Here is a 20,466-nt window from a genome sequence, read left to right on the forward strand (position 1 = left end):
TTTAACTATTCTTTCACCAGCATCTTTTCCAGTTTTTCCAAAGTTACGCCTTTTGTTTCGGGAAGGTATTTAAAAATGACCAGAAATCCAACGATACAAATTACGGCATAAAGCCAGAACGTGTTCGATGCGTTGAACAATTCCACAAATATGGGGAATGTTAAGGTGAGTAAATAACAGGCAACCCACAACGAAAGTGTTGCAACCGACATGGCAGCCCCACGTATTTTATTTGGAAAAATTTCAGACAAAATCACCCAAACCGTAGGACCCAGTCCGAAAGCAAAAAATGCCGGTGTTATAATTATGAATGTCAAAAGCATCCAGTCTCCGGTGCGACCGGTTGAAAAAAGAAATCCGATAACTGCATAGCAAACCGCCATTCCTGAGGCTCCAATAAGTAACAGTTTTTTCCGGCCCATTTTGTCGATAACTTGCATAGCTATAATAGTAAACACCACATTCATCAGGCCAATGAGTGTGGTTTGGAAAAGTGCTGTGTCAACACCCAGGTTGGCTTTGGCGAAAATATCGGGCGCATAAAAAAAGATGACGTTAATGCCCGACCACTGCTGGAAAACAGCCAGGAAAATGCCGAGGAACAGAATAAAAGCATATTTTTTTTTGAAAGCGTCTTTGAGCGTGCCGCGTTTTTCATTTCCCTCCAGCGAAGCTTTTATTTCTTTCAACTCGAAGGATGCAAAATCACCTCCCCCAATTTTTCCCAAAACTGTTTTGGCCTTTTCTTCTTTTTCGCGGGTAACTAACCAGCGTGGACTTTCAGGAATAATAAAAAGTGCAACAAAAAACATCAGAGCCGGAACAGCTTCGGCAGCAAACATCCAGCGCCAGGCGTTTTCGCCAATTCCGAGCAAAAACCAGTTGGAATAGTAGGCTAGTGAGATTCCGATTACGATTGTCAATTGGTTGATGGAAACCATCCTTCCGCGAAGGTGTGCCGGCGAAACTTCGGCAATGTAAACAGGAGCCAGTACCGACGCGCCGCCCACGGCCAGGCCGCCCAGAATCCGGTAAAAAACAAATGCCGGGATAGAGTTTGAAAAGCCGCTTCCAATAGCCGAAATACCAAACAGTAGCGCGGTTACCATCAATACTTTTTTCCGCCCGAACTTATCACCCAGCCGGCCACTGAAACTGGCGCCCAAAATGCAGCCGATGAGCGCACTACTCACCACCCAGCCTTTCATGGTTTCATTCAACCCGAAAAACTCCTGGATAAACGGGATGGTTCCGGAAATAACAGAAATATCGAAACCGAAAAGTAATCCTCCCAGGGCAGTAACCATCGAAATGGTGAGCAAATAGCGGAAATTGACATTCATAGAATCCGGTTAAAGTTGATTTGCCCGAAAATACAAAAATTTCAAACACCTGAATATGTTCAGGTGTCTGGTTACCACGGCACCCTTTCCGAGCGGTAAAAATCAATTTCCATTTCTTCAAACCGTTTTCCATGGTTTGCTAATCGAAAATAGACATAATCGTTTTGGCGAGGAACGGCCATTTGTCAGATGCAGTAACAACAGGTGATGCCGGAAGTTAAACAATACCGGTTGATGATTAAGCCGTTTTAAGCAAATTGAGGATAAAATTCGTGGCACAACTCAAGTCGTGCCACGAATAATTTTATTCATTTTCCAAAACAGTAGATTTAGTTGTTCTTTTAAACCAAATCATATCATCCAAACTGTAAAATTGAGCATCATATTTTTTTGGGTCCAGTTTATATTGCTCATTGCTAAATGGTCTGTAGGTAACCAGCACATCATCTCCTCTATTCCAGTTAACCGGAGTAGAAATATATTCTTCGTCGTCGGCAGTTTTTAAAGCTTCAACTATCCGAATGATTTCATCCATATTCCTTCCTATTTCAACGGGATAGAAATTGATTGCTCGGACAACATTTTTAGAATCAATGACATAAACTCCCCTGACGTCTTTACTTGTACTGGAAGGTCTGTGAAGCATGCCATATTTTATTGAATTGAGTGCATTCGGGTCTTCGAAAAGCGGAAACTGAATTGATTGCAGCCCGCGACCTTTAAAATCTATGCTTTCGAGGTGACGCTTCCAGTTTTCGTGCTGCTTTATATTGTCCACCGAAATGACGGCAACCTTAACTCCAAGTTTTTCAAGCTCCGGTTGCTTATAAGCAAGTTCCAGTAACTCAGTTGTACAGACCGGAGTAAAATCCTGCGGATGGCTAAAAAGAATTTTCCAACTCTCCCCAAAGTCGTTTGGAAATGTCAGCACCCCATTTGTTGAATTTGCTTTAAAGGAAGGCGCATTAGATCCAATTAAGGGTATCTGTTTCTGGGAATAAGAAATCCCTGTGAAGAATAGCACGGCAAAAAGTGGTATAAATAATTTTTTCATAATTTATTGTATTTAAATGTACAAGTAAGTTACTGTGCTTTAACGGCGGTTTTAACTAACAGAATAATTGATGCGAAAAACCTGAAATCTGTTGCTATTCTAATTATTTGATTTTTTCAGGTTAAAAAACAGCTATTTGCTAATTTGTAGGTGTTTCAATACCGTAATTCTGCCAATTGGTTAAAATAAGCTGGATTTTTAGCTATTATGAGTGGTTGAAACAAAATGACATTTTAATGTTTTTTAACAGTTCCGACACAAAGAAAATGAACTTTTGATTCGAATATTTAAAAGCATAAAATTGGACAAAAGTTAAATGTTTATAATGATGAAACTGTTATATTATCCCCATTTTTTTCATCAAAAAAGTAGCATTCATGGTTTTGGTAACGCCGTCGGTAAGCAGGTAGTCGAAAATCATTTCATCGTTTTCCAGTTCGATTTCGAAACATTTGTTGAACACCATTTGCGGGTATTCTTTTTCCATTTCGCTGATTTTCAAATCGTGGGTTGCAATTAAAGCCACAGCTTTCAGCTCCAGTAATTTTCGAATCAGTTGGCGCGAACCGTTCAGTTTATCCACCGAATTGGTCCCTTTCAGCATCTCATCGAGAATAACAAAAATCTTTTCCCCTTTTTCCAGCCGATCGAGCACTGTTTTGATGCGTTTGAGTTCGGCAAAAAAATAGGATTCGTCTTTCAGCAGGTTGTCGGTGGTGCGCATGTTGGTGTAAACTTTTATCGGACTAAAAACCAGCTTTTTCGCACACACCGGAGCGCCCGTTCGGCCTAAAATCAGGTTTACGCCTACCGTGCGCAAAAAAGTACTTTTCCCGGCCATGTTGGCGCCGGTTATTATCAACACTTTTCCCCATCCGTTGATGAACAGGTCGTTGTTTATCCGTTTTTCTGCCGGCAACAGCGGATGGCCCAGTTGTTTGGCATGAAAAGTAAAACCGCCGTCGTGAATTTCTGGATAAACAAACTCCGGATGGTTGTATGCCAGGTTTGCCAAACTGATGAGCGCATCCGTTTCGGCAATTACATCGAGCCAGACCGTCAGTTTTTTTTGGTTGCGCCGGTGCCAGTTCCAAAGTTTGTAAACGCAACGTAAATCCCATAAAAACAGGGAATTAAAAACAATGGCAATTACAAGGTTTTGGCGGTATTCAAACTGCCCAACCAGTTTTTTTAATTGCCTGAAAATGTGGCTTGCCTTGTCGGGTTTTCGTACTTTTTTCTGCAAATCCAATAGAAATGGAGCCTGAAATTCGCGTTCTTCAATGAATTCGAGCAGTTGCATGTATTTTCCCAGTAATTCAGACTTTCGGCCAAAGAATTCATAATACTGCGCAATTCTTTTTCTTGAAAACCATAGGATTGCCCATTGGATGAAAACCATCAGGACAATCCACAGATTGGAAATTCCCATGAATGCCGGAATAGCTGCCAGGATGGTCAGCAATGGAATGACAATAATCGATACACGAATAACAGCAGGACGGTTCAGTTTCAGGTCGGTTTCCGACCAGCGTTTGATTTCTTCATTCAGTTCCGGAGTTTCTTTAAACAGATGACCGTTTGCCAGAAAATGCAACCGCCAGTTGGGAATTTTGGAAAGTTCGCGAACAGCTTCCTGGCGCTGTTCAATTTCAGTTTTATCGAGTGGCGGAGATTGCAGCCACTCTGCCAGCCGCTGTTTTCCGCTTAAGGTTGAGGTGCGGTTGATAAACTGAAAAACTGAATCTTCTCCAAATAAATCCAAATCGTAGGAGTTGAAATGGGCCGGATTCAGAAATTCTTTCCCGTTTTCGAAATGACTGAACTGATGTTTCAGGGCGAGTAACTCATCTTCGGTGATTTTTTTCAGCGCTTTAAACTTCTTTTTTTGTCTTTCAAGCTGAATGTTCTTCTTCACCAAAAAGAAAAAAAAGCCCATAAAAAACATTGCAGGAAAAACGGTGAGCCAACCTTTCCAGCCCCAAACGGCAACCGGAATAAAAATCAAAATAAATGCGGCCAGCCGGTACCAGGCAAAAAGTCTGATTTTTTGTGAAACGGTCTTTAGTTTCGATTTGAAAGTTTCCTGTTTCGATCGATAAAATTCACTGGCAGAAGTTTCCATTTCACAAATAATTGTAATGATGCAATAGGGATGTCATAATAACAACTGTAATTGCCAGTACACAGAAAACCAGAAAGATAAGACCCGATTGTTTTGAATCCAGATTGGTTGTTTCAATTTTGGGAATTTTGGCCAGAAAAAAATAGTTTTCCGTAAACATGAGCGTTTTGTATGTTCCCACTCCTATGAGCCATCCTAAAACAGCGCCGCCCAAAATATCGAGCGGATAATGAACGCCGGAATAGATACGTGAATAAGAAAATAGCACAGCCCAAAACAGCATCAGAAACCAGTAGCCCCGGTTGCGAAACAGCCGCGTTGTAAAGGCAAACAAGGCAAAAGAGTTGGCCGCGTGAGAAGAAACAAATCCGTGCAGCCCGCCTTTTCGCAACACATTATGAACAAGATGCTCAATTTCGGGGTTGTGCACCGGTCGGAGCCGCTGAATCGTTTCCTTGAGCAAAACCGAAAGCTGGTCGGCAAGTAAAACGGTTAAGGCTACAAAAAGGATTACCAGCCACCATTTGCTCCGGTAGTTTTTGAAAATGAAAAACAGGATAATGGCAAAAAACGGAATCCAGGTTTCTTTTCGGGTAATCATCAGCATCATGGTATCCCAGAAATCGTTGTGAAAACTGTTCAGGTATAAAAAAAACTCAGTGTCAAATTCCAGTATTTTTTGAAAAAATGCCATTAACTATTCAGTATTTGCCAGATTTTGTCTTTTAGTTGCTGAATGTTGAATCCGGTAACCGATGAAAAAAACAGGTGCGAGATTCCTTTTAATTCTTTACTGATTTCTTTCATCAATTCCTCGTCGAGCATGTCGGCTTTGCTGATGGCCAGAAAACGTTGCTTATCGAGCAACTCCGGATTGTATTTTTCCAGTTCGTTCAGCAAAATGTTGTATTCTTTTTTATGGTCGGCGCTGTCGGCGGGCACCATAAACAGCAACATCGGATTGCGTTCGATGTGGCGCAGGAACCGCAGCCCCAACCCTTTTCCCTCATGGGCGCCTTCAATAATTCCGGGTATGTCGGCCATAACAAACGACTGTTCTTCGCGGTGGCTCACAATGCCCAGGTTGGGCGTGAGTGTGGTAAACGGGTAGTCGGCAATTTTGGGTTTGGCTGCCGAAACCACTGAGAGGAGGGTCGATTTTCCGGAGCTGGGGAAACCCACCAAACCAACATCGGCCAATATTTTTAATTCCAGAATTTTCCAGCCTTCTTGGCCTTCTTCGCCGGGCTGAGCATAGCGTGGCGTTTGGTTGGTTGATGACTTAAAATGGTCGTTTCCCAGTCCGCCGCGGCCTCCCTGCATCAGGGTTTTTTGTTCGCCGTGTTCTGTTATTTCGAAAATAAATTCATTAGTTTCCGCATCTTTGACAATAGTGCCCAACGGAACTTCCACGATGATGTCTTCGCCATCGGCGCCGGATTTTTTCTGGCCGCCGCCCGATTCTCCGTTGCCTGCTTTCAGGTGTTTTCGGAACTTCAGATGAAGTAGGGTCCATTTGTGCTGATTTCCTTCCAGGATAATATGGCCGCCGCGCCCGCCGTCGCCTCCATCGGGACCACCTTTGGGCACAAATTTTTCGCGCCGCAAATGGGCCGAACCGGCTCCGCCGTGCCCCGATTTGCAGTGGATTTTTACATAATCAACAAAATTTGTTTCAGCCATTTTCTATCCTTTTACTTTCAAAATGTGTTTTAGGGATTTTTGTTTGATTTTACTGAAGTTGGTGAACTGCAGAAAATTTCAATTCACAATTTTTCCACAACCGCTTTTAACCGTTCAGCAATTTCATCAATGGTTCCCATGCCGTTGATACCGAAATGTTTTCCCTGCTTTTTGTAATATTCAATAAGCGGTGATGTTTTTTCGTTGTAAACGTTAATTCGGTTTTCAATAATGGACTGGTCCTGGTCGTCGGCACGACCCGAGCTTATTCCGCGACTCAGCAAACGGTCGATGAGTTCCTGCTTTTCAACTTCCAGGCTCAACATGCCGGAAATGGGCGTACCATTTGCATTAAGCAATTCGTCAAGCGCTTTGGCCTGATCAACTGTGCGTGGAAAGCCGTCGAAAATAAACCCTTTGGCATCTTTATTGGCTTCCAGCTTGCTTTTTATCATGCCAATAACCACGGCATCGGGCACCAGTTCGCCTTTGTCCATAAATGCTTTGGCTTCCAGTCCAAGTTTAGTTCCGGCTGCAATTTCACTGCGCAATAAATCGCCGGTTGATAAATGAATCAATCCGAACGCATTGATTAAAAACTCGGCTTGTGTTCCTTTTCCTGCCCCGGGGGGGCCAAATAATACAATATTCAACATGATGTTTTGGTTTTATTCGTTAATAACTGAGTAAATGTCAATGAGGTTGCGTCCGTGTCCGTCGTAATCCAGACCGTAACCGACAATAAAATCGTTTGGAATTTCCATGCCGATGTAGTCCAGTTGTACCTGTGTTTTTAAAGCATCAGGTTTAAGTAACAGGGTCGCAATCAATACTTCTCTTGGATTTAGCAGCACAAGTTGTTCCTGTATATGCCCAATGGTTAAACCGCTGTCCACAATATCTTCCAGCACAACCACCGTACGCCCTTCAATTTTTTCGTTCAGTCCGATAAGCTGTTTTATTTCGCCGGTGGTCTTGTCGCCGGCATACGAAGCCAGTTTTACAAACGAAATTTCGGTTTCCACAAGGTTGATGCGCTTAAACAATTCGGCAGCAAACATAAATGATCCATTCAGGATGCAAATGAACAATGGGTTTTTTCCGGCCAGATCGTTATTCATGCTTTCGGCCATTTTTTCAACAGTTGCACGGATTTTTTCGTAAGGAATAAATAGCTGAAAATTTTTATTGTGGATTTTAACTTGTTTCATTAACGGGAAAAATTATTTTTATAAATATCTTTAATGCTGTATTTTCGCCTTAAAATTTTGAAGCCACAAAATAACAAAACAAATTGATTAACTGAAAATTTAAAATGCAAAAGATGGAACCAAAAGTTAGTATTATCATGGGGAGCACATCTGATTTGGATGTGATGGCAAAAGCGGCACAACTGCTTGATGAGTTTGAAATTCCGTTTGAAATGAACGCCCTTTCGGCCCACCGTACGCCCGACGAAGTGGAAAAATTTGCCAAAAGCGCCAAAGACCGTGGCGTGAAAGTGATTATTGCAGGTGCCGGAATGGCTGCCCATTTGCCCGGCGTAATTGCGGCTATGACTCCGCTACCGGTTATTGGTGTTCCCATTAAAGCCAGTCTTGAAGGATTTGATTCCATCTTGTCAATTGTACAGATGCCTCCGGGAATTCCGGTTGCTACTGTAGCAGTAAATGGCGCTATGAATGCAGGAATCCTTGCCGTGCAAATGATGGCCACCGGCGATGCCGAACTGATGCAAAAAATGATTCAGTACAAGGAAAGCCTGAAACAGAAAATTGTAAAAGCCAACAAAGAACTTTCAGAAGTGAAGTACAAGTTTAAGACGAACTGAAAATTATTCTCATAAAATGAATTCGGATGAAAGCAGATGAACTTTTAAAGGAAATTGAAAAACTGCCGTTACATAAACGTATGTATTTGGTAGAAAAAACATTGCATACGATTAGAAAAAAAGAGGATTTAGATCAGATGAATCTGGCTGCTGAGGCTTTATACTCAGATTATAAAAAAGACAAGGATTTAACTGCTTTTACCGACATTGATTTTGAAGATTTTTATGAAACAAGGTGAAATCTGGCTGATAAATCTTGACCCTACGGTAGGAGCTGAAATAAAAAAAACAAGACCTGCCGTTGTTGTTAATGATAATACTTTAGGAAAGCTTCCTTTAAAAGTGATAGTACCTGTAACAGACTGGAAGCAAAAGTTTGAAAATGCTCCGTGGATGATCAGAATTGAACCCGCCCAAATAAATGGTTTAAGAAAGCTATCCTCTGCAGATTGTTTTCAGGTTCGTTCAGTTTCAGAAAACCGGTTTGTGAAAAAGTTAGGTACTGTTTCAAATGAAATTCTCAATGAAATAAAATACGGGTTAGCAAAGGTTTTATCTATTGACACAGAATAATTTGATTGTTTGAATAAATACTTAAACACATATCAATTAAAATTTAAAACTTATAGTCAGTTAATAAGGATAAATATTTTACTGGCTTGTTTGGTTTTCTGTGTCGGGGTAAAAGTTCAGGCCATCGAAAACCACCCCATTGGTGCCCGTTCACTGGGCCTTTCAGATGCTTCTGTTTCGTTTTCCGATGTGTGGGGAACGTTTCATAACCAGGCGGGAATTGCCGGGCTCGACGGATTTTCTGCCGGCTTTTTTTACGAATCGAGGTTTGGCGTTGACCTGCTATCACTTTCTGCCGGTTCGATAGTTTTGCCTGTGGGCGAAGGGGCATTTGGTTTGAGCTTTTTTCAGTTTGGCAGCGGGTTATTTAAAGAAAACAAATACGCACTGGCTTACGCCCGACAGTTGTCGGAAAAATGGAGTGCCGGTATTCAGCTAGATTACCTTACCCAGACTTTCCCCGAAAATGCACGGGCAAAAGGTTTTGCAACGGTTGAGGGCGGCGTACTTTTTCAACCTTCGGAAAAACTGCATTTGGGCGCACATGTTTTTAATCCGTTGAAAGGTGGAATTGAATCACCAGCAGGAAAAGTTGAAATGCCTGTGGTGTTCCGTGGTGGTGGTCATTACCGGTTTAGTGAGATGGTTTTGGTAGCATTTGAAGCTGAAAAAGACAATCAAAATCCGGCACTTTTGAAAACCGGCATCGAATTTTTGCCCATGGAAAATTTGGCACTGCGGTTTGGTGTTTCGGGCAAGCCATTTAAATACACAGCCGGGGTGGGCTACAAAACCGGTAATCTTTCAGCCGACCTGGGGTTCAGTTACTATGGTAATCTGGGTATAACGCCTTCTGTTTCAATTCAAATTTATTTGTAATGAGACGATTCCTCAAACATACTGCACTGTTTTTGCTGACTGCTTTTCCCTTTTATGTTTGGGCACAAACGCCTGAATCTGCAGTTCAGTTGGAAGCCATTATCGAATCGATTCTGGAAGAATTGGGAGAAGAAACAGATGCAGCTCTGATTATGGAAGATTTGGAAGGATTTGCCAACAACCCGTTGAATATAAATGCAACAACTCGTGAACAATTGTCGCGGTTGCATTTGCTGGATGATATTCAGATTCAGAAGTTGCTTAATTACCTCAAGGAATTTGGTCCGGCGTTATCCATTTATGAATTGAACACCATTGACGGATTTTCGCCTGAATTGCTGATGAAAATAGAACCTTTCATCTGGTTTGGGCCTAAAGAAGAAAAAACCCGCTCCGTTCCGGAAATGCTGAAATACGGCCGGCACGAACTTTTGGCACGAACGCTGGGAACATTGCAGAAACCGCAGGGATACAAGGAAAGGGACGACAGCACCACACCGTATGAAGGCAACCGGGCCCGATACTACACCCGCTACCGGTTTCAGTCGGGCGATAATATTTCTGCCGGAATCACCGCTGAAAAAGATCCTGGCGAGGCCTTCTTTTCAGGTTCAAACAAGCAGGGTTTTGATTTTTATTCAGCTCATTTAAGTCTGAAAGTCAGTCCGGTGATTGAAAACATTACCGTGGGCGATTTTGTGGTACGCAGCGGCCAGGGTTTGGTGTTGTGGCAGGGTTTTGCCATCGGAAAATCGCTGAACTCGCTAAACATTTCCAAAACCAACCAGGGGGTTCGGGCATACACTTCCACCGACGAAAACCAGTTTTTCAGAGGCGCTTCCACCACACTGAAACTTGGCGATGCTCGGGTGAGTTTGTTTTATTCTCAGAAAAACAGCGATGGTAATCTGGCCTATTCAGATTCGCTGGGGAATTATTTTACCAGTCTGCAAACCTCGGGATACCACCGTACACAAAGCGAAATTGAAGACAAAAACAGTGTAAATGATTTGAATGTGGGAGCAGTTGCCTCGTGGAGTTTTCAAAACCTGAAAATTGGCGCCACAGTTCTTTACCGGCAGTTCAATATGCCGTTCATCAGGAGCGACCAGCTTTACAACCGCTTTCGATTCAGTGGAAAAGAAAACATGGTGGCAGGTGCTGATTACCTCTACAGCAAAGGCAAATACCAGCTTTTTGGAGAGGTTGCTGTTTCCAAATCGAAAGGAAAAGCAATTTTGCAGGGTGCCACTGCACATCTTCACGATCGCATCCAGTTTTCAGGATTGTTTCGCCATTTTGATAAAAATTACCACGCCATGTGGGCTACACCATTTTCTGAAGTGAGTTCTGCAGCTAACGAAACCGGTTTGTATTTAGGCACACGCATTTTGCCCGTGAGATTTGTTACACTTTCTGCTTATTCCGATTTTTACCGCTCAGAATGGATAAACTTTACAACTGCCGGACCTTCAACCGGATGGGATGTTTTAGCTCAGGCTGATTTCAGATTTTCAAAAAAAGTGCAGTTTTACCTTCGCTATAAAAATGAAGAAAAGGAACAAAAATTCAGAGTAGAGGAAAAGTATGAGGATTTGCCGGAACAGTTCAGGAAATCGCGGTTACATTTTCAATACAATCCGTCAGATATCATTACACTGAAAACCAGACTTGAGCATGTTTTTTACAAAGGGCTGGAATCAGAAAACGGTTGGATGGTTTTTCAGGATGTGCAATATTCGCCGGGAAAAATTCCGCTTAACCTTTCAGCCAGGCTGGCTTATTTTAATACCGAAAGTTACAACTCCCGCATTTATGCTTATGAAAATGATTTGCTTTACACGTTTGCCGTTCCGGCATTTTTCGGAAAGGGTTTTCGCACGTACCTCAATCTGAAATACAAAATTAGCCAAAATGCCGAAATCTGGTTTAAACTGGCAAACACCTTGCAAGGCGGCGCCGAATTAATCAGTTCGGGTTACAACGAAATCGCTGGAAATCAAAAAACTGAGTTAAAATTTCAGTTGAGGTTGAAAATGTAAATCCGAATTCGTTACTTTGTTCCCGCAATTTGAACAGCTACAAAATGGAGTATAATTTTGACGACATTCGCCCTTACACCGATAAGGAGGCAAGGGAGAAGATTAGAACAATGGTAAAAGACCCTGCTTTTGAGAGGGTGTTGATGTACCTTTTTAAAAACCGTCCGAAGGTGGAAATGGTGAAGTTACAGTTGCGGATGATTCGTAAAATAAAGCAGTTGCAAGGCACTTTTGTGTACGATTTGCTGCGGTGGATCATCAACAAAACTTCAGACGGACTCCAATGCACCGGGTTTGAAAACCTGGACAAAACCAAACCCTACCTTTTTATTTCCAATCACCGCGATATTATTCTCGATGCCGCTTTGCTCAATTACCTCATTTTTGAAAAAGGGATGAACACCACCCAAATTGCAATTGGCAACAACCTTTTGTTGTACGAGTGGATTGAGCATGCGGTGAAACTCAACCGGGCATTTATTATTAAACGCAATTTGCCACCACGCGAGCTGATGGAAGCGTCGCAAAAAGTTTCGCATTTTATCCGGAAATCCATCACCGAAGACAACCTTTCTGTTTGGATTGCCCAGCGCGAAGGCCGCACCAAAGACGGTTTCGATAAAACCCAGGAAAGCGTTTTGAAAATGCTGAACATGAGCAATAAAAAGAGTTTTTCTGATGGATTTAATGAGCTCAATATTGTTCCGGTTTCCATTTCGTATGAAATTGAACCGTGCGGTTTGGCCAAAATGAAGGAACTCATTAAAAAGGAACATTACGGACAAAAGAAAACAGATAAAGACGATTTGAAAAGTATGTCGATGGGAATGTTCAATCCGAAAGGCAGAATGCGCTTTTCGTTCGGGCAGCCCATTGAAGTGAATTTCGAAGAGGTAAAATCCAAAGAGCAGCAAAATCAGCAAATTAAGGAACTGGCGCAAAAGGTTGACAATCAGATTTACGCCAACTTTAAATTGTGGCCCAACAATTTTATCGCCTACGATATGCTGATGCCCGAGCCAAAGTTCAAACACAGATACACTTCGCACGAAAAGAAAGTTTTTAAAACCATGCTCGAACAGGCGATGATTTTTATCGACTTTCCCATTACCGATATCCAGGAACGTTTCCTGAAAATGTATGCCAATCCGGTAATTAACAAAATGAAAGTGGTGGATTTGAAATGAATGCACGGGCAATTATCTGGGACTGGAACGGAACGCTGCTGAACGACCTTGGCTTGTGTGTTTCATCAATAAATATTTTGCTCGAAAACAGAAAACTGCCAATATTAAACCCTGAAAAGTACAAGGAAGTTTTTTCATTTCCGGTAAAAGATTACTACCAGGCAGTTGGATTCGATTTCACCAAAGAAGCTTTTAAAGTTCCTGCCATGGAGTTCATTTCATTATACGAAAGCCAGGTAGAAAATTGTACGCTTCAACCCGGACCTTTGGATGTTCTCAGTTTTTTCGAAGAAAAAGGATTAAAGCAGTTTGTGCTTTCGGCCATGCACCAGGATATGCTAGAGAAAACATTAAAGCACAATGGCATTTTTCGGTTTTTTGAAGCTGTTGCCGGACTGGGCGATCATTACGCCGTTTCGAAGGTGGAGCGCGGGCAGCAGCTTATTAATCAGTTCAAAATTGAAAAAGAAAAAGCCCTGATAATTGGCGATACCATTCATGATTTTGAAGTGGCACAGGAACTGGGAATCCGCTGCATTCTGATTGCCGACGGGCACCAGTCGGAAGAAAGGCTGAAAAAAACCGGTGCTTTCGTGTTGAATAATCTTTTCGAGATGAAAAAAGTTGAAGACATTAATTTTGTTTGACAAACTACCTAACCATTAAAATGAAAACACTATTCTCTGAAAAGTACATTTTGCTGACTTTTTTAACTGTTTCGGTTTTATTTCGCCTTTTCAGTTTTTTTCCCAGTTTGCTCGATCACGATGAATCGACCTACCTGATTATTGGCCGCGAAATTTTACAGGGGAAAGAACTTTATACCGATGTTACCGACACCAAACCAGCCGGCATTTTTTTGTTTTATGCTGCGCTGGAGTTTCTTTTTGGCGGCTCCATTTTTATGAAACGGTTTGTTTTTGCGCTGGTGGTCGGATTTACGGCTTTTCTCGTTTATAAGGTTTCAAAACGATTTTTCAAAAACAGAAAAGCAGCTATTGCATCAGGACTGATTTACATTTTTTATACCTCCATTTGGGTTTACCATGGCCGGTCACCCAATACCGAATTGTTGTTTAACCTGACCACAATCAGTACTTTGTTGCTTTTTCTTCAACCCAAAATGAAACCCTGGATTTTGGGCGGCCTGCTCATGGGAATTGGGTTCATTATAAAATACCTCGTGTTGTTCGATTTGGTGGCATTTTTCCTGTTTTTCTTTGTAACAGAAATTATTAGTGATACAAAAATATTACAGCGAACCGAATTCTGGGGAAGGTATGTTTTGGCCGGATTGGCTTTTTTGCTTCCTTTCGGGTTGTTGAATCTCTGGTTTTGGCTGGACGATCCTGCTCACGAATTTTTTTATGTTACTTATGAATTGCCCGGAAATTACGGCAGCAATCCGTCCCTGAAAAGATACGGAGTTATGCTGGCCGACTTTATTGGTAAATTTTTACCCATTTCCTTTTTCCTTTTTTATGTGATTTTTAAGCGCAACAATTTTTTGAAAGGAAACTTAAAATGGTTTTTTGTTGTATGGGTTTTCAGCATTTTAGTTGCCATTTACCTTCCAGGCAAAGAGTTTAGCCACTACACCGTCCAACTGATGCTCCCACTGAGTTTGCTGGCTGGTTTATTTTTTCATTCCGAATTTAAAATAGATAAATATTCTTTAGTCATATTTTCACGAAAAAGTGGGCTGGCATTGCTGATTGTGTTCGTGCTTGTTATTCAAATTATCAGTTTTAACAATGAAGTTTTAAAACCTGATTATCCGCGGGAAGTTGCTTCTGTCATTCAGCAGGAGCTGGATTCGGAAGAAAAAGTTTTTGTTGGCAATTACCAACAGATTGTTTATTATCTGCTTGATTTGGAAAGCCCCACCAAATTTGTTCATGCCAATCTGCTTTTCACTGAAACACACAAGGCCTTTAAAATTGATGCAGATCAGGAATTGGATCGCATTATGAAAACTTCTCCTGAATTTGTGATTGTTGTGCGAGAGAATGAAAAGGTTTTAAAGTTGATGGGAAAAAATTATCAACTTGTTGCGGAATTGGATCAGGGGAAGATAAAATTGTACCGGTTGATTTAAAAAATATCCCGTTTTTTAATGTCGCGGATAAAAAGCTGGAGGCTGGTTTTGCCCCGGTATTCATTTTCGGTAATCGAATAGCACACATCAAAAGGTAACCCTGAAGTTATCAAATCGAATTTTTCGGACTGGTTGAACGCAATGCCGGGGAAAATGCCGGAATTTACATCGGGTTCCACCAAATCGAGTTTCAGATGTTCTTTGTTTTTTCCCACCAAACGGCTGGTGCCGGCATCAAATACATCTTCGGTAACAAAAACCGGAGTCATATTATGTGGGCCAAACGGTGCAAATTGTTTCAAAATGCGGTAAAAGCGAGGTGTAATTTCACTCAGCGTAATTTTGGCATCCACTTCAATGGTTTGCACCTGCGAAAGGTCGGTTAACTGGTTGGTCACAATTTCTTCGAACCTTCGCCTGAATTCAGGAACGTTTTCAATTTTCAGGGTAAGTCCGGCAGCGTACATGTGCCCGCCATACGATTCCAGCAAATCGCTGCATTGGCCAATGGCTTCGTATAAATCAAAATCTTTTACCGAGCGTGCCGAGCCTGTTGCCAGTCCGTTCGATTCGGTTAGAATTATGGTAGGCCTGTAATATTGCTCGGTTACGCGGGAAGCCACAATTCCCACCACACCTTTATGCCAGTCGCGGTTATAAAGCACCGTGCTGTTCATGGCTTTCATAACAGGGTCGTTTTCAATCATGTCCAGCGCATCCTGCGTAATGTCGCGGTCCAGCGTTTTTCTGATTTCATTGAATGAATCGATTTCTTCACCTAAAATGTCAGATTTATCTTCGTCAATGGATACAAGAATCTGCACGGACTTCTTCCCGTGTTCAATCCGTCCGGAAGCATTTAGCCGCGGGCCGATTTTAAACACGATGTCACTGATGGTTATGTCGTTTCCGTTAATTCCTGCCAGGTTGATGATGGTTTGCAATCCCATTCCCGGGTTTGAATTCAGCTTTTTCAAACCGTAATATGCCAAAACCCTGTTTTCGCCTGTAATGGGAACAATGTCAGAAGCAATGCTAACTACCACCAAATCGAGCAGGTCATAAATTTCCTCCAGTTCAACATTATTTTTCTGGCAATAGGCCTGCAAAAGCTTAAAACCTACTCCGCACCCTGAAAGTTCTTTGTAGGGGTAGTTGCAGTCGGGTTGTTTGGGATCGAGCACAGCCACTGCCGGAGGTACTTCATCATCCGGATTATGGTGGTCGCAAATAACAAAATCGAGGCCCCGGTTTTTAGCATCGGCAATTTTATCTACGGCTTTTATTCCGCAGTCGAGGGCAATGATTAGCGTAAAACCATTTTCTGCAGCATAATCGATGCTTTTTGGCGAAATGCCATACCCTTCGCTGTACCGGTCGGGAATGTAATATTCAATGTGCTCGAGGCGTGGTTTCAGAAAAGTGTACATCAGCGCTACCGAGGTAGTGCCATCCACATCATAATCGCCGTAAACCAGCACTTTTTCCTGGTTGGTAATGGCCAGTTCCAAACGGGCTACCGCTTTATCCATGTCTTTCATCAGAAAGGGATCAAGAAGATCGCTCAGCCGCGGACGGAAAAAAGCCTTGGCCTCGTTAAAGGTGGTAATCCCCCGCTGAACCAGTAACCGCGCTATGGTCATATTCACGTTTAGCGCTGCCGACAGGTGTTTTATTTCGTTCGGATCGCCCTGCTTTTTCAATTCCCAGATTTTTTCCATGTGTATTTTTAAAATTTTCCTTACCCGGTTTGCAAAGATAACAAATGAAACCGAAGAAGAATTCTTAAAATGATTCACACCATCTTTTACTATCTTTGCGGAAATTTTTTTGAAGGGAGAACAATGAATCATCAGGAATTAAGCGAACAGGAAATTATTCGGAGAGAATCGTTGAAAAAGTTGCGAGAACTGGGCATCGACCCTTATCCGGCTGCCGAGTATAAAATAAACACCACTTCCCGCGAAATAAAGGAGAAGTTTAACGAAGAAGAAAACAACTTTCAGGAGGTTTGTCTGGCCGGACGTATTATGAACCGCCGGATTATGGGCAAGGCTTCTTTTGCAGAAATACAGGATCACGAGGGGCGGATTCAGATTTATGTAAATCGCGATGAGATTTGTCCGGGTGAGGATAAAACCCTCTACAACGAAGTGTTTAAAAAACTACTCGACCGGGGCGACATCATCGGGGTGGAAGGTTTTGTGTTTAAAACCCAAATGGGCGAAATCACGGTGCATGTGAAAAATTTCACCGTCCTGAATAAATCACTTCGTCCGCTGCCAGCCGTAAAGGAAAAAGACGGCAAAACCTATGATGCCTTTACCGACCCGGAACAACGTTACCGCCAGCGTTATGTTGATTTGATTGTAAATCCACAGGTGAAGGACGTTTTTATTAAACGCACCAAAATTGTGGATACCATCCGACAAATGTTTAACGAATACGGTTATCTTGAGGTGGAAACGCCCATTTTGCAGCCTATTCCCGGAGGTGCTGCAGCGCGACCATTTGTTACACACCACAATTCCCTGAACATTCCACTTTATCTGCGTATTGCCAACGAACTTTACCTTAAACGCCTGATTGTGGGAGGATTTGAAGGTGTTTACGAATTTGCAAAAGACTTCCGGAATGAAGGCATGGACCGCACGCACAACCCGGAGTTCACTGCCATGGAAATTTATGTGGCTTACAAAGATTACAAATGGATGATGAACTTCACCGAACAGATTGTGGAACGTGTTGCACTGGCGCTGCACGAAACTACCAAAGTTCAGGTGGGAGAGAACCTCATCGATTTTAAAACACCTTACCCGCGGGTTACCATGGCAGATGCCATTAAAGAACACACCGGGTACGATATTCTGGGGAAAAACGAAGAACAGTTACGCGATATTTGTGACAAGTTGGGTATTCAAACCGAAACGAGCATGGGCAAAGGAAAACTGATTGACGAGATTTTCGGCGAAAAGTGTGAGCACCACTACATTCAGCCCACATTCATTACCGATTATCCGGTTGAGATGTCGCCGCTTACCAAGCGCCACCGCGAAAACCCGGAACTGACTGAGCGTTTCGAGTTGATGGTGAACGGAAAAGAAATTGCCAACGCCTATTCAGAATTAAACGACCCGATCGACCAGCGCGAACGTTTTGAGGACCAGGTGAAACTGCTGGAAAAAGGCGACGACGAAGCCATGTTTATCGATCAGGATTTTTTGCGGGCGCTGGAATACGGCATGCCACCCACCTCGGGAATGGGCATGGGAATCGACCGTCTGACCATGTTTATGACCAACAGCCCTTCCATTCAGGATGTACTTTTCTTTCCACAAATGAAACCCGAAAAGAAAAAAGTGGAACTCACCGAAGACGAAAAAGCGGTGATGGAACTGTTAAAAACAGCCTCCCCAATCGATTTAAATCAGTTGAAAGATCAGTCAGGGTTAAGCAACAAAAAATGGGACAAAGCCATAAAAGGACTCACCAAAAATAATCTGGCTAAAGTGGAGAAAACGGAGGAGGGGCTGGTTGTGGAGTTGGTTAGCTAATGCAGAATACAATTTTTGTACCTGTTTGGTTTTATCCTATTTTTACTGAAGTCATGGTTAATGAACCCGCAACAGCCTTATCGTTAAAAAGTTGAGTTTCTTCTTGGTTTCCGCTTAATGCCAGCGAATAGAGCAATGGCAAATAATGTTCGGGAGTGGGAATGGCAAGCTGAAATGCCTTTCCCTGCGAAGAATAGTCGATTAAAGGTTTGTGGTTTCTGTCCATAATAAATTCCTTCATTTTGGCACTGGCTTCTATTGCCCAGTCAAAGCCATATTCTTCGGCATTTAATTTATCCCAGGCCACCCGGCGCAGGTTGTGCACCATATTGCCGCTGCCAATAATCAATACACCTTTTTCCCGCAGGTTGGCCAGCTCTTTTGCCAGTTCATAGTGCCATACGGGGGGTTTGGAGTAATCGAGGCTCATTTGAATAACAGGAACGTCAGCATCCGGATACATGTGTTTGACGACCGACCAGGCTCCGTGGTCAAGTCCCCAGTTCAGGTCAAGTTCAACTTCAGTCTTTTTTACCAGGTTTTTAGTTTCACGGGCCAGCTCAGGATTACCAGGTGCCGGATATTGTACTTCGAATAATTCTTTTGGAAAACCGCCAAAATCGTGTATAGTGGGTGGCTGCTCCATTGCTGTAACAAAAGTTCCCCGGGTTTCCCAATGTGCAGAAATACAAAGCACAGCTTTTGGTTTTTCAAACGACCGGGCAGTTTTTCGAAACCCCTGTACAAATTCGTTCTCTTCAATGGCGTTCATCGGACTTCCGTGCCCCAGAAAAAGAACCGGCATTTTTCCGGTACTTTCAAGGGAGTCAGTCATTTTTTTTAAACCTTCCAGTTTCATAGTAACTCCTGTTAATGGCAAAAAAGAAATTGCCTGAATAAAATCCTTTCGTTTCATTGAAACTTATTTCATACAATACTAATAAAATTTTCGCTGCGAAAATGCATCCAGAATTTTGAAATCAGCACTACTTTTTTTAAGTACGCGACAATGTCATGATAATTTTAATGTATCTTTCACTTTCACGAAAATTAAAAAACCAAAAATCACATATCATGTCAAACATCGGACATATTATTGAAGAACGGGCAGCTAATATTGGCAACTTTATGGTTGGTCGGTTGCTTCCATTCCGGGAAAAACGAACCGTTGGGCCCTTTATTTTTTTAGACCACATGGGACCTGCACAACTGAGCAGTTCAGAAAATCTGGACGTACCGCCGCACCCGCATATCGGGCTTTCTACACTTACTTATCTTTTTGAAGGCGCACTCATGCACCGCGACAGTTTAGGGTCTGTGCAGGAGATTAAACCGGGCGCCGTTAACTGGATGACAGCCGGAAAAGGTGTGGTTCACTCGGAACGAACTCCTGAAAACCTTCGGGATAAAGAGAAAACGTTTCATGGATTGCAAATCTGGATTGCTCTTCCTAAAGACAAAGAACTGTCAGAGCCATCTTTTACACATGTTTCTGCGGAAGACATTCCTGAATGGGAACAAAACGGAGTGAAAATGAAACTGATTGCAGGCGAGGCTTTTGGGAAAAAATCACCGGTTCCGGTTTACAGCCCGCTGTATCTGATTGAAATGAAAAACAAGGAACAGACAGAACTGAACATTGGCAGTCAGTTGTTTGGAGAAAGTGCACTTTATATTTTAGAAGGAAGCATAAAAATTGAAGAGAATATTTTTGAACCCAACCAATTGCTTGTTGCAAAAGAGAGTTCGTTGTGCAGTTTCGTTTTGAAAAAGAACTCAACCGTTTACCTGTTCGGTGGCGAGCCTTTCCCGGAAGAGCGGTTTATATACTGGAACTTTGTAAATTCAGACAAAGACCAGATTGAAAAAGCAAAAAAGGAGTGGGAAGAACAAAATTTCCCTCCAATTCCGGGGGAAACTGATTTTGTGCCGTTGCCGAAAAAATAGGTTGAAATTTCAACCTATGATTTTTGCCATAACTGCCCCAAATTCTGCCATAAACCAAAAAAAGACCCCTTGATAATCAAGAGGTCTGTCGCGGGTTGAGGTTCCTGGCGGATTCGAACCGCCGTATACGGTTTTGCAGACCGCCGCCTA

General features: G+C 42.5%; 19 protein-coding genes. 10 read left to right on the top strand and 9 right to left on the bottom strand.

Translation table 11 applies throughout. The annotated features are described in order from the left end of the window. Positions 1-5: 5 nt before the first annotated feature. The 7 genes from ACESMA_RS10380 to hpt form a co-directional block, all read right to left on the bottom strand. Positions 6-1,343 (bottom strand): sugar porter family MFS transporter, encoded by a 1,338-nt coding sequence (locus tag ACESMA_RS10380; RefSeq protein ID WP_372948739.1) that lies wholly within the window; start codon positions 1,341-1,343, stop codon positions 6-8. Between the two features lie 304 nt (positions 1,344-1,647). Continuing rightward, complete coding sequence (locus ACESMA_RS10385) at positions 1,648-2,397, bottom strand: redoxin domain-containing protein (protein WP_372948740.1); 750 nt, start codon at positions 2,395-2,397, stop codon at positions 1,648-1,650. Positions 2,398-2,734: 337 nt separating this feature from the next. Beyond that, a complete protein-coding gene (locus ACESMA_RS10390; protein ID WP_372948741.1) occupies positions 2,735-4,522 on the bottom strand; it encodes a MutS-related protein in 1,788 nt (595 codons plus the stop codon). 1 nt (position 4,523) lies between these two features. Beyond that, positions 4,524-5,216 carry a phosphatase PAP2 family protein gene (locus ACESMA_RS10395; RefSeq protein ID WP_372948742.1) on the bottom strand — a complete coding sequence of 231 codons (693 nt, stop codon included), beginning with the start codon at positions 5,214-5,216 and terminating at the stop codon, positions 4,524-4,526. Then, positions 5,216-6,205 carry a GTPase ObgE gene (gene obgE / locus ACESMA_RS10400; protein WP_372948743.1) on the bottom strand — a complete coding sequence of 330 codons (990 nt, stop codon included), beginning with the start codon at positions 6,203-6,205 and terminating at the stop codon, positions 5,216-5,218. The genes ACESMA_RS10395 and obgE overlap by 1 nt, the downstream gene beginning before the upstream one ends. 83 nt (positions 6,206-6,288) lie before the next feature. Next, a complete protein-coding gene (locus ACESMA_RS10405; protein WP_372948744.1) occupies positions 6,289-6,861 on the bottom strand; it encodes an adenylate kinase in 573 nt (190 codons plus the stop codon). Between the two features lie 12 nt (positions 6,862-6,873). After that, positions 6,874-7,416 (bottom strand): hypoxanthine phosphoribosyltransferase, encoded by a 543-nt coding sequence (hpt, locus tag ACESMA_RS10410; RefSeq protein ID WP_372948745.1) that lies wholly within the window; start codon positions 7,414-7,416, stop codon positions 6,874-6,876. Between the two features lie 104 nt (positions 7,417-7,520). Between hpt and purE the strand changes: the two genes are divergently transcribed. The 8 genes from purE to ACESMA_RS10450 are packed head-to-tail and all read left to right on the top strand — an operon-like array spanning position 7,521 to position 14,815. Continuing rightward, complete coding sequence (gene purE / locus ACESMA_RS10415) at positions 7,521-8,036, top strand: 5-(carboxyamino)imidazole ribonucleotide mutase (protein ID WP_372948746.1); 516 nt, start codon at positions 7,521-7,523, stop codon at positions 8,034-8,036. Positions 8,037-8,062: 26 nt separating this feature from the next. Beyond that, positions 8,063-8,275, top strand: coding sequence for a hypothetical protein (locus tag ACESMA_RS10420; protein WP_372948747.1), 213 nt, complete (start codon positions 8,063-8,065; stop codon positions 8,273-8,275). Beyond that, positions 8,262-8,609 carry a type II toxin-antitoxin system PemK/MazF family toxin gene (locus ACESMA_RS10425; protein WP_372948748.1) on the top strand — a complete coding sequence of 116 codons (348 nt, stop codon included), beginning with the start codon at positions 8,262-8,264 and terminating at the stop codon, positions 8,607-8,609. The genes ACESMA_RS10420 and ACESMA_RS10425 overlap by 14 nt, the downstream gene beginning before the upstream one ends. Before the next feature lie 9 nt (positions 8,610-8,618). After that, complete coding sequence (locus tag ACESMA_RS10430) at positions 8,619-9,488, top strand: hypothetical protein (protein WP_372948749.1); 870 nt, start codon at positions 8,619-8,621, stop codon at positions 9,486-9,488. Next, on the top strand, positions 9,488-11,530 hold the full coding sequence (locus tag ACESMA_RS10435; RefSeq protein WP_372948750.1) for a ComEA family DNA-binding protein: 2,043 nt from the start codon (positions 9,488-9,490) through the stop codon (positions 11,528-11,530). The genes ACESMA_RS10430 and ACESMA_RS10435 overlap by 1 nt, the downstream gene beginning before the upstream one ends. Positions 11,531-11,574: 44 nt before the next feature. Then, positions 11,575-12,717: a 1-acyl-sn-glycerol-3-phosphate acyltransferase gene (locus ACESMA_RS10440; RefSeq protein WP_372948751.1), complete on the top strand. Its 1,143-nt coding sequence runs from the start codon at positions 11,575-11,577 to the stop codon at positions 12,715-12,717. Then, positions 12,714-13,364, top strand: coding sequence for an HAD family hydrolase (locus ACESMA_RS10445; RefSeq protein WP_372948752.1), 651 nt, complete (start codon positions 12,714-12,716; stop codon positions 13,362-13,364). Before ACESMA_RS10440 ends, ACESMA_RS10445 begins: the two co-directional genes overlap by 4 nt. Before the next feature lie 20 nt (positions 13,365-13,384). Further along, positions 13,385-14,815: an ArnT family glycosyltransferase gene (locus tag ACESMA_RS10450; protein ID WP_372948753.1), complete on the top strand. Its 1,431-nt coding sequence runs from the start codon at positions 13,385-13,387 to the stop codon at positions 14,813-14,815. Here ACESMA_RS10450 and recJ read toward each other — a convergent pair. Continuing rightward, positions 14,812-16,536, bottom strand: a complete 1,725-nt coding sequence (recJ, locus tag ACESMA_RS10455; RefSeq protein WP_372948754.1) for a single-stranded-DNA-specific exonuclease RecJ — start codon at positions 16,534-16,536, stop codon at positions 14,812-14,814. The two genes, ACESMA_RS10450 and recJ, sit on opposite strands and share 4 nt — an antisense overlap. A 123-nt stretch (positions 16,537-16,659) precedes the next feature. Here recJ and lysS point away from each other — a divergent pair, with 123 nt between their 5' ends. Then, the gene (lysS, locus tag ACESMA_RS10460; RefSeq protein WP_372948755.1) at positions 16,660-18,369 is read left to right on the top strand and encodes a lysine--tRNA ligase; all 1,710 of its coding nucleotides are present in this window, start codon (positions 16,660-16,662) and stop codon (positions 18,367-18,369) included. Between the two features lie 31 nt (positions 18,370-18,400). Here the strand turns inward: lysS and ygiD are convergent, their stop codons facing one another. After that, positions 18,401-19,285 carry a 4,5-DOPA dioxygenase extradiol gene (gene ygiD / locus ACESMA_RS10465; protein ID WP_372948756.1) on the bottom strand — a complete coding sequence of 295 codons (885 nt, stop codon included), beginning with the start codon at positions 19,283-19,285 and terminating at the stop codon, positions 18,401-18,403. A gap of 158 nt (positions 19,286-19,443) precedes the next feature. Between ygiD and ACESMA_RS10470 the strand changes: the two genes are divergently transcribed. Beyond that, on the top strand, positions 19,444-20,316 hold the full coding sequence (locus ACESMA_RS10470; protein WP_372948757.1) for a pirin family protein: 873 nt from the start codon (positions 19,444-19,446) through the stop codon (positions 20,314-20,316). Positions 20,317-20,466 lie beyond the last annotated feature (150 nt).

Origin of the sequence: Mariniphaga sp., from assembly GCF_041687215.1 — a bacterium.
In the GTDB taxonomy this organism is placed as follows: domain Bacteria; phylum Bacteroidota; class Bacteroidia; order Bacteroidales; family Prolixibacteraceae; genus Mariniphaga.

What these genes read in the sequence shown, in the direction of transcription:
- ACESMA_RS10380 (WP_372948739.1), bottom strand. Translation starts at nt 1,343, where the DNA reads ATGAATGTCAATTTCCGCTATTTGCTCACCATTTCGATGGTTACTGCC.
- ACESMA_RS10385 (WP_372948740.1), bottom strand. Translation starts at nt 2,397, where the DNA reads ATGAAAAAATTATTTATACCACTTTTTGCCGTGCTATTCTTCACAGGG.
- ACESMA_RS10390 (WP_372948741.1), bottom strand. Translation starts at nt 4,522, where the DNA reads ATGGAAACTTCTGCCAGTGAATTTTATCGATCGAAACAGGAAACTTTC.
- ACESMA_RS10395 (WP_372948742.1), bottom strand. Translation starts at nt 5,216, where the DNA reads ATGGCATTTTTTCAAAAAATACTGGAATTTGACACTGAGTTTTTTTTA.
- obgE (WP_372948743.1), bottom strand. Translation starts at nt 6,205, where the DNA reads ATGGCTGAAACAAATTTTGTTGATTATGTAAAAATCCACTGCAAATCG.
- ACESMA_RS10405 (WP_372948744.1), bottom strand. Translation starts at nt 6,861, where the DNA reads ATGTTGAATATTGTATTATTTGGCCCCCCCGGGGCAGGAAAAGGAACA.
- hpt (WP_372948745.1), bottom strand. Translation starts at nt 7,416, where the DNA reads ATGAAACAAGTTAAAATCCACAATAAAAATTTTCAGCTATTTATTCCT.
- purE (WP_372948746.1), top strand. Translation starts at nt 7,521, where the DNA reads ATGCAAAAGATGGAACCAAAAGTTAGTATTATCATGGGGAGCACATCT.
- ACESMA_RS10420 (WP_372948747.1), top strand. Translation starts at nt 8,063, where the DNA reads ATGAAAGCAGATGAACTTTTAAAGGAAATTGAAAAACTGCCGTTACAT.
- ACESMA_RS10425 (WP_372948748.1), top strand. Translation starts at nt 8,262, where the DNA reads ATGAAACAAGGTGAAATCTGGCTGATAAATCTTGACCCTACGGTAGGA.
- ACESMA_RS10435 (WP_372948750.1), top strand. Translation starts at nt 9,488, where the DNA reads ATGAGACGATTCCTCAAACATACTGCACTGTTTTTGCTGACTGCTTTT.
- ACESMA_RS10440 (WP_372948751.1), top strand. Translation starts at nt 11,575, where the DNA reads ATGGAGTATAATTTTGACGACATTCGCCCTTACACCGATAAGGAGGCA.
- ACESMA_RS10445 (WP_372948752.1), top strand. Translation starts at nt 12,714, where the DNA reads ATGAATGCACGGGCAATTATCTGGGACTGGAACGGAACGCTGCTGAAC.
- ACESMA_RS10450 (WP_372948753.1), top strand. Translation starts at nt 13,385, where the DNA reads ATGAAAACACTATTCTCTGAAAAGTACATTTTGCTGACTTTTTTAACT.
- recJ (WP_372948754.1), bottom strand. Translation starts at nt 16,536, where the DNA reads ATGGAAAAAATCTGGGAATTGAAAAAGCAGGGCGATCCGAACGAAATA.
- lysS (WP_372948755.1), top strand. Translation starts at nt 16,660, where the DNA reads ATGAATCATCAGGAATTAAGCGAACAGGAAATTATTCGGAGAGAATCG.
- ygiD (WP_372948756.1), bottom strand. Translation starts at nt 19,285, where the DNA reads ATGAAACGAAAGGATTTTATTCAGGCAATTTCTTTTTTGCCATTAACA.
- ACESMA_RS10470 (WP_372948757.1), top strand. Translation starts at nt 19,444, where the DNA reads ATGTCAAACATCGGACATATTATTGAAGAACGGGCAGCTAATATTGGC.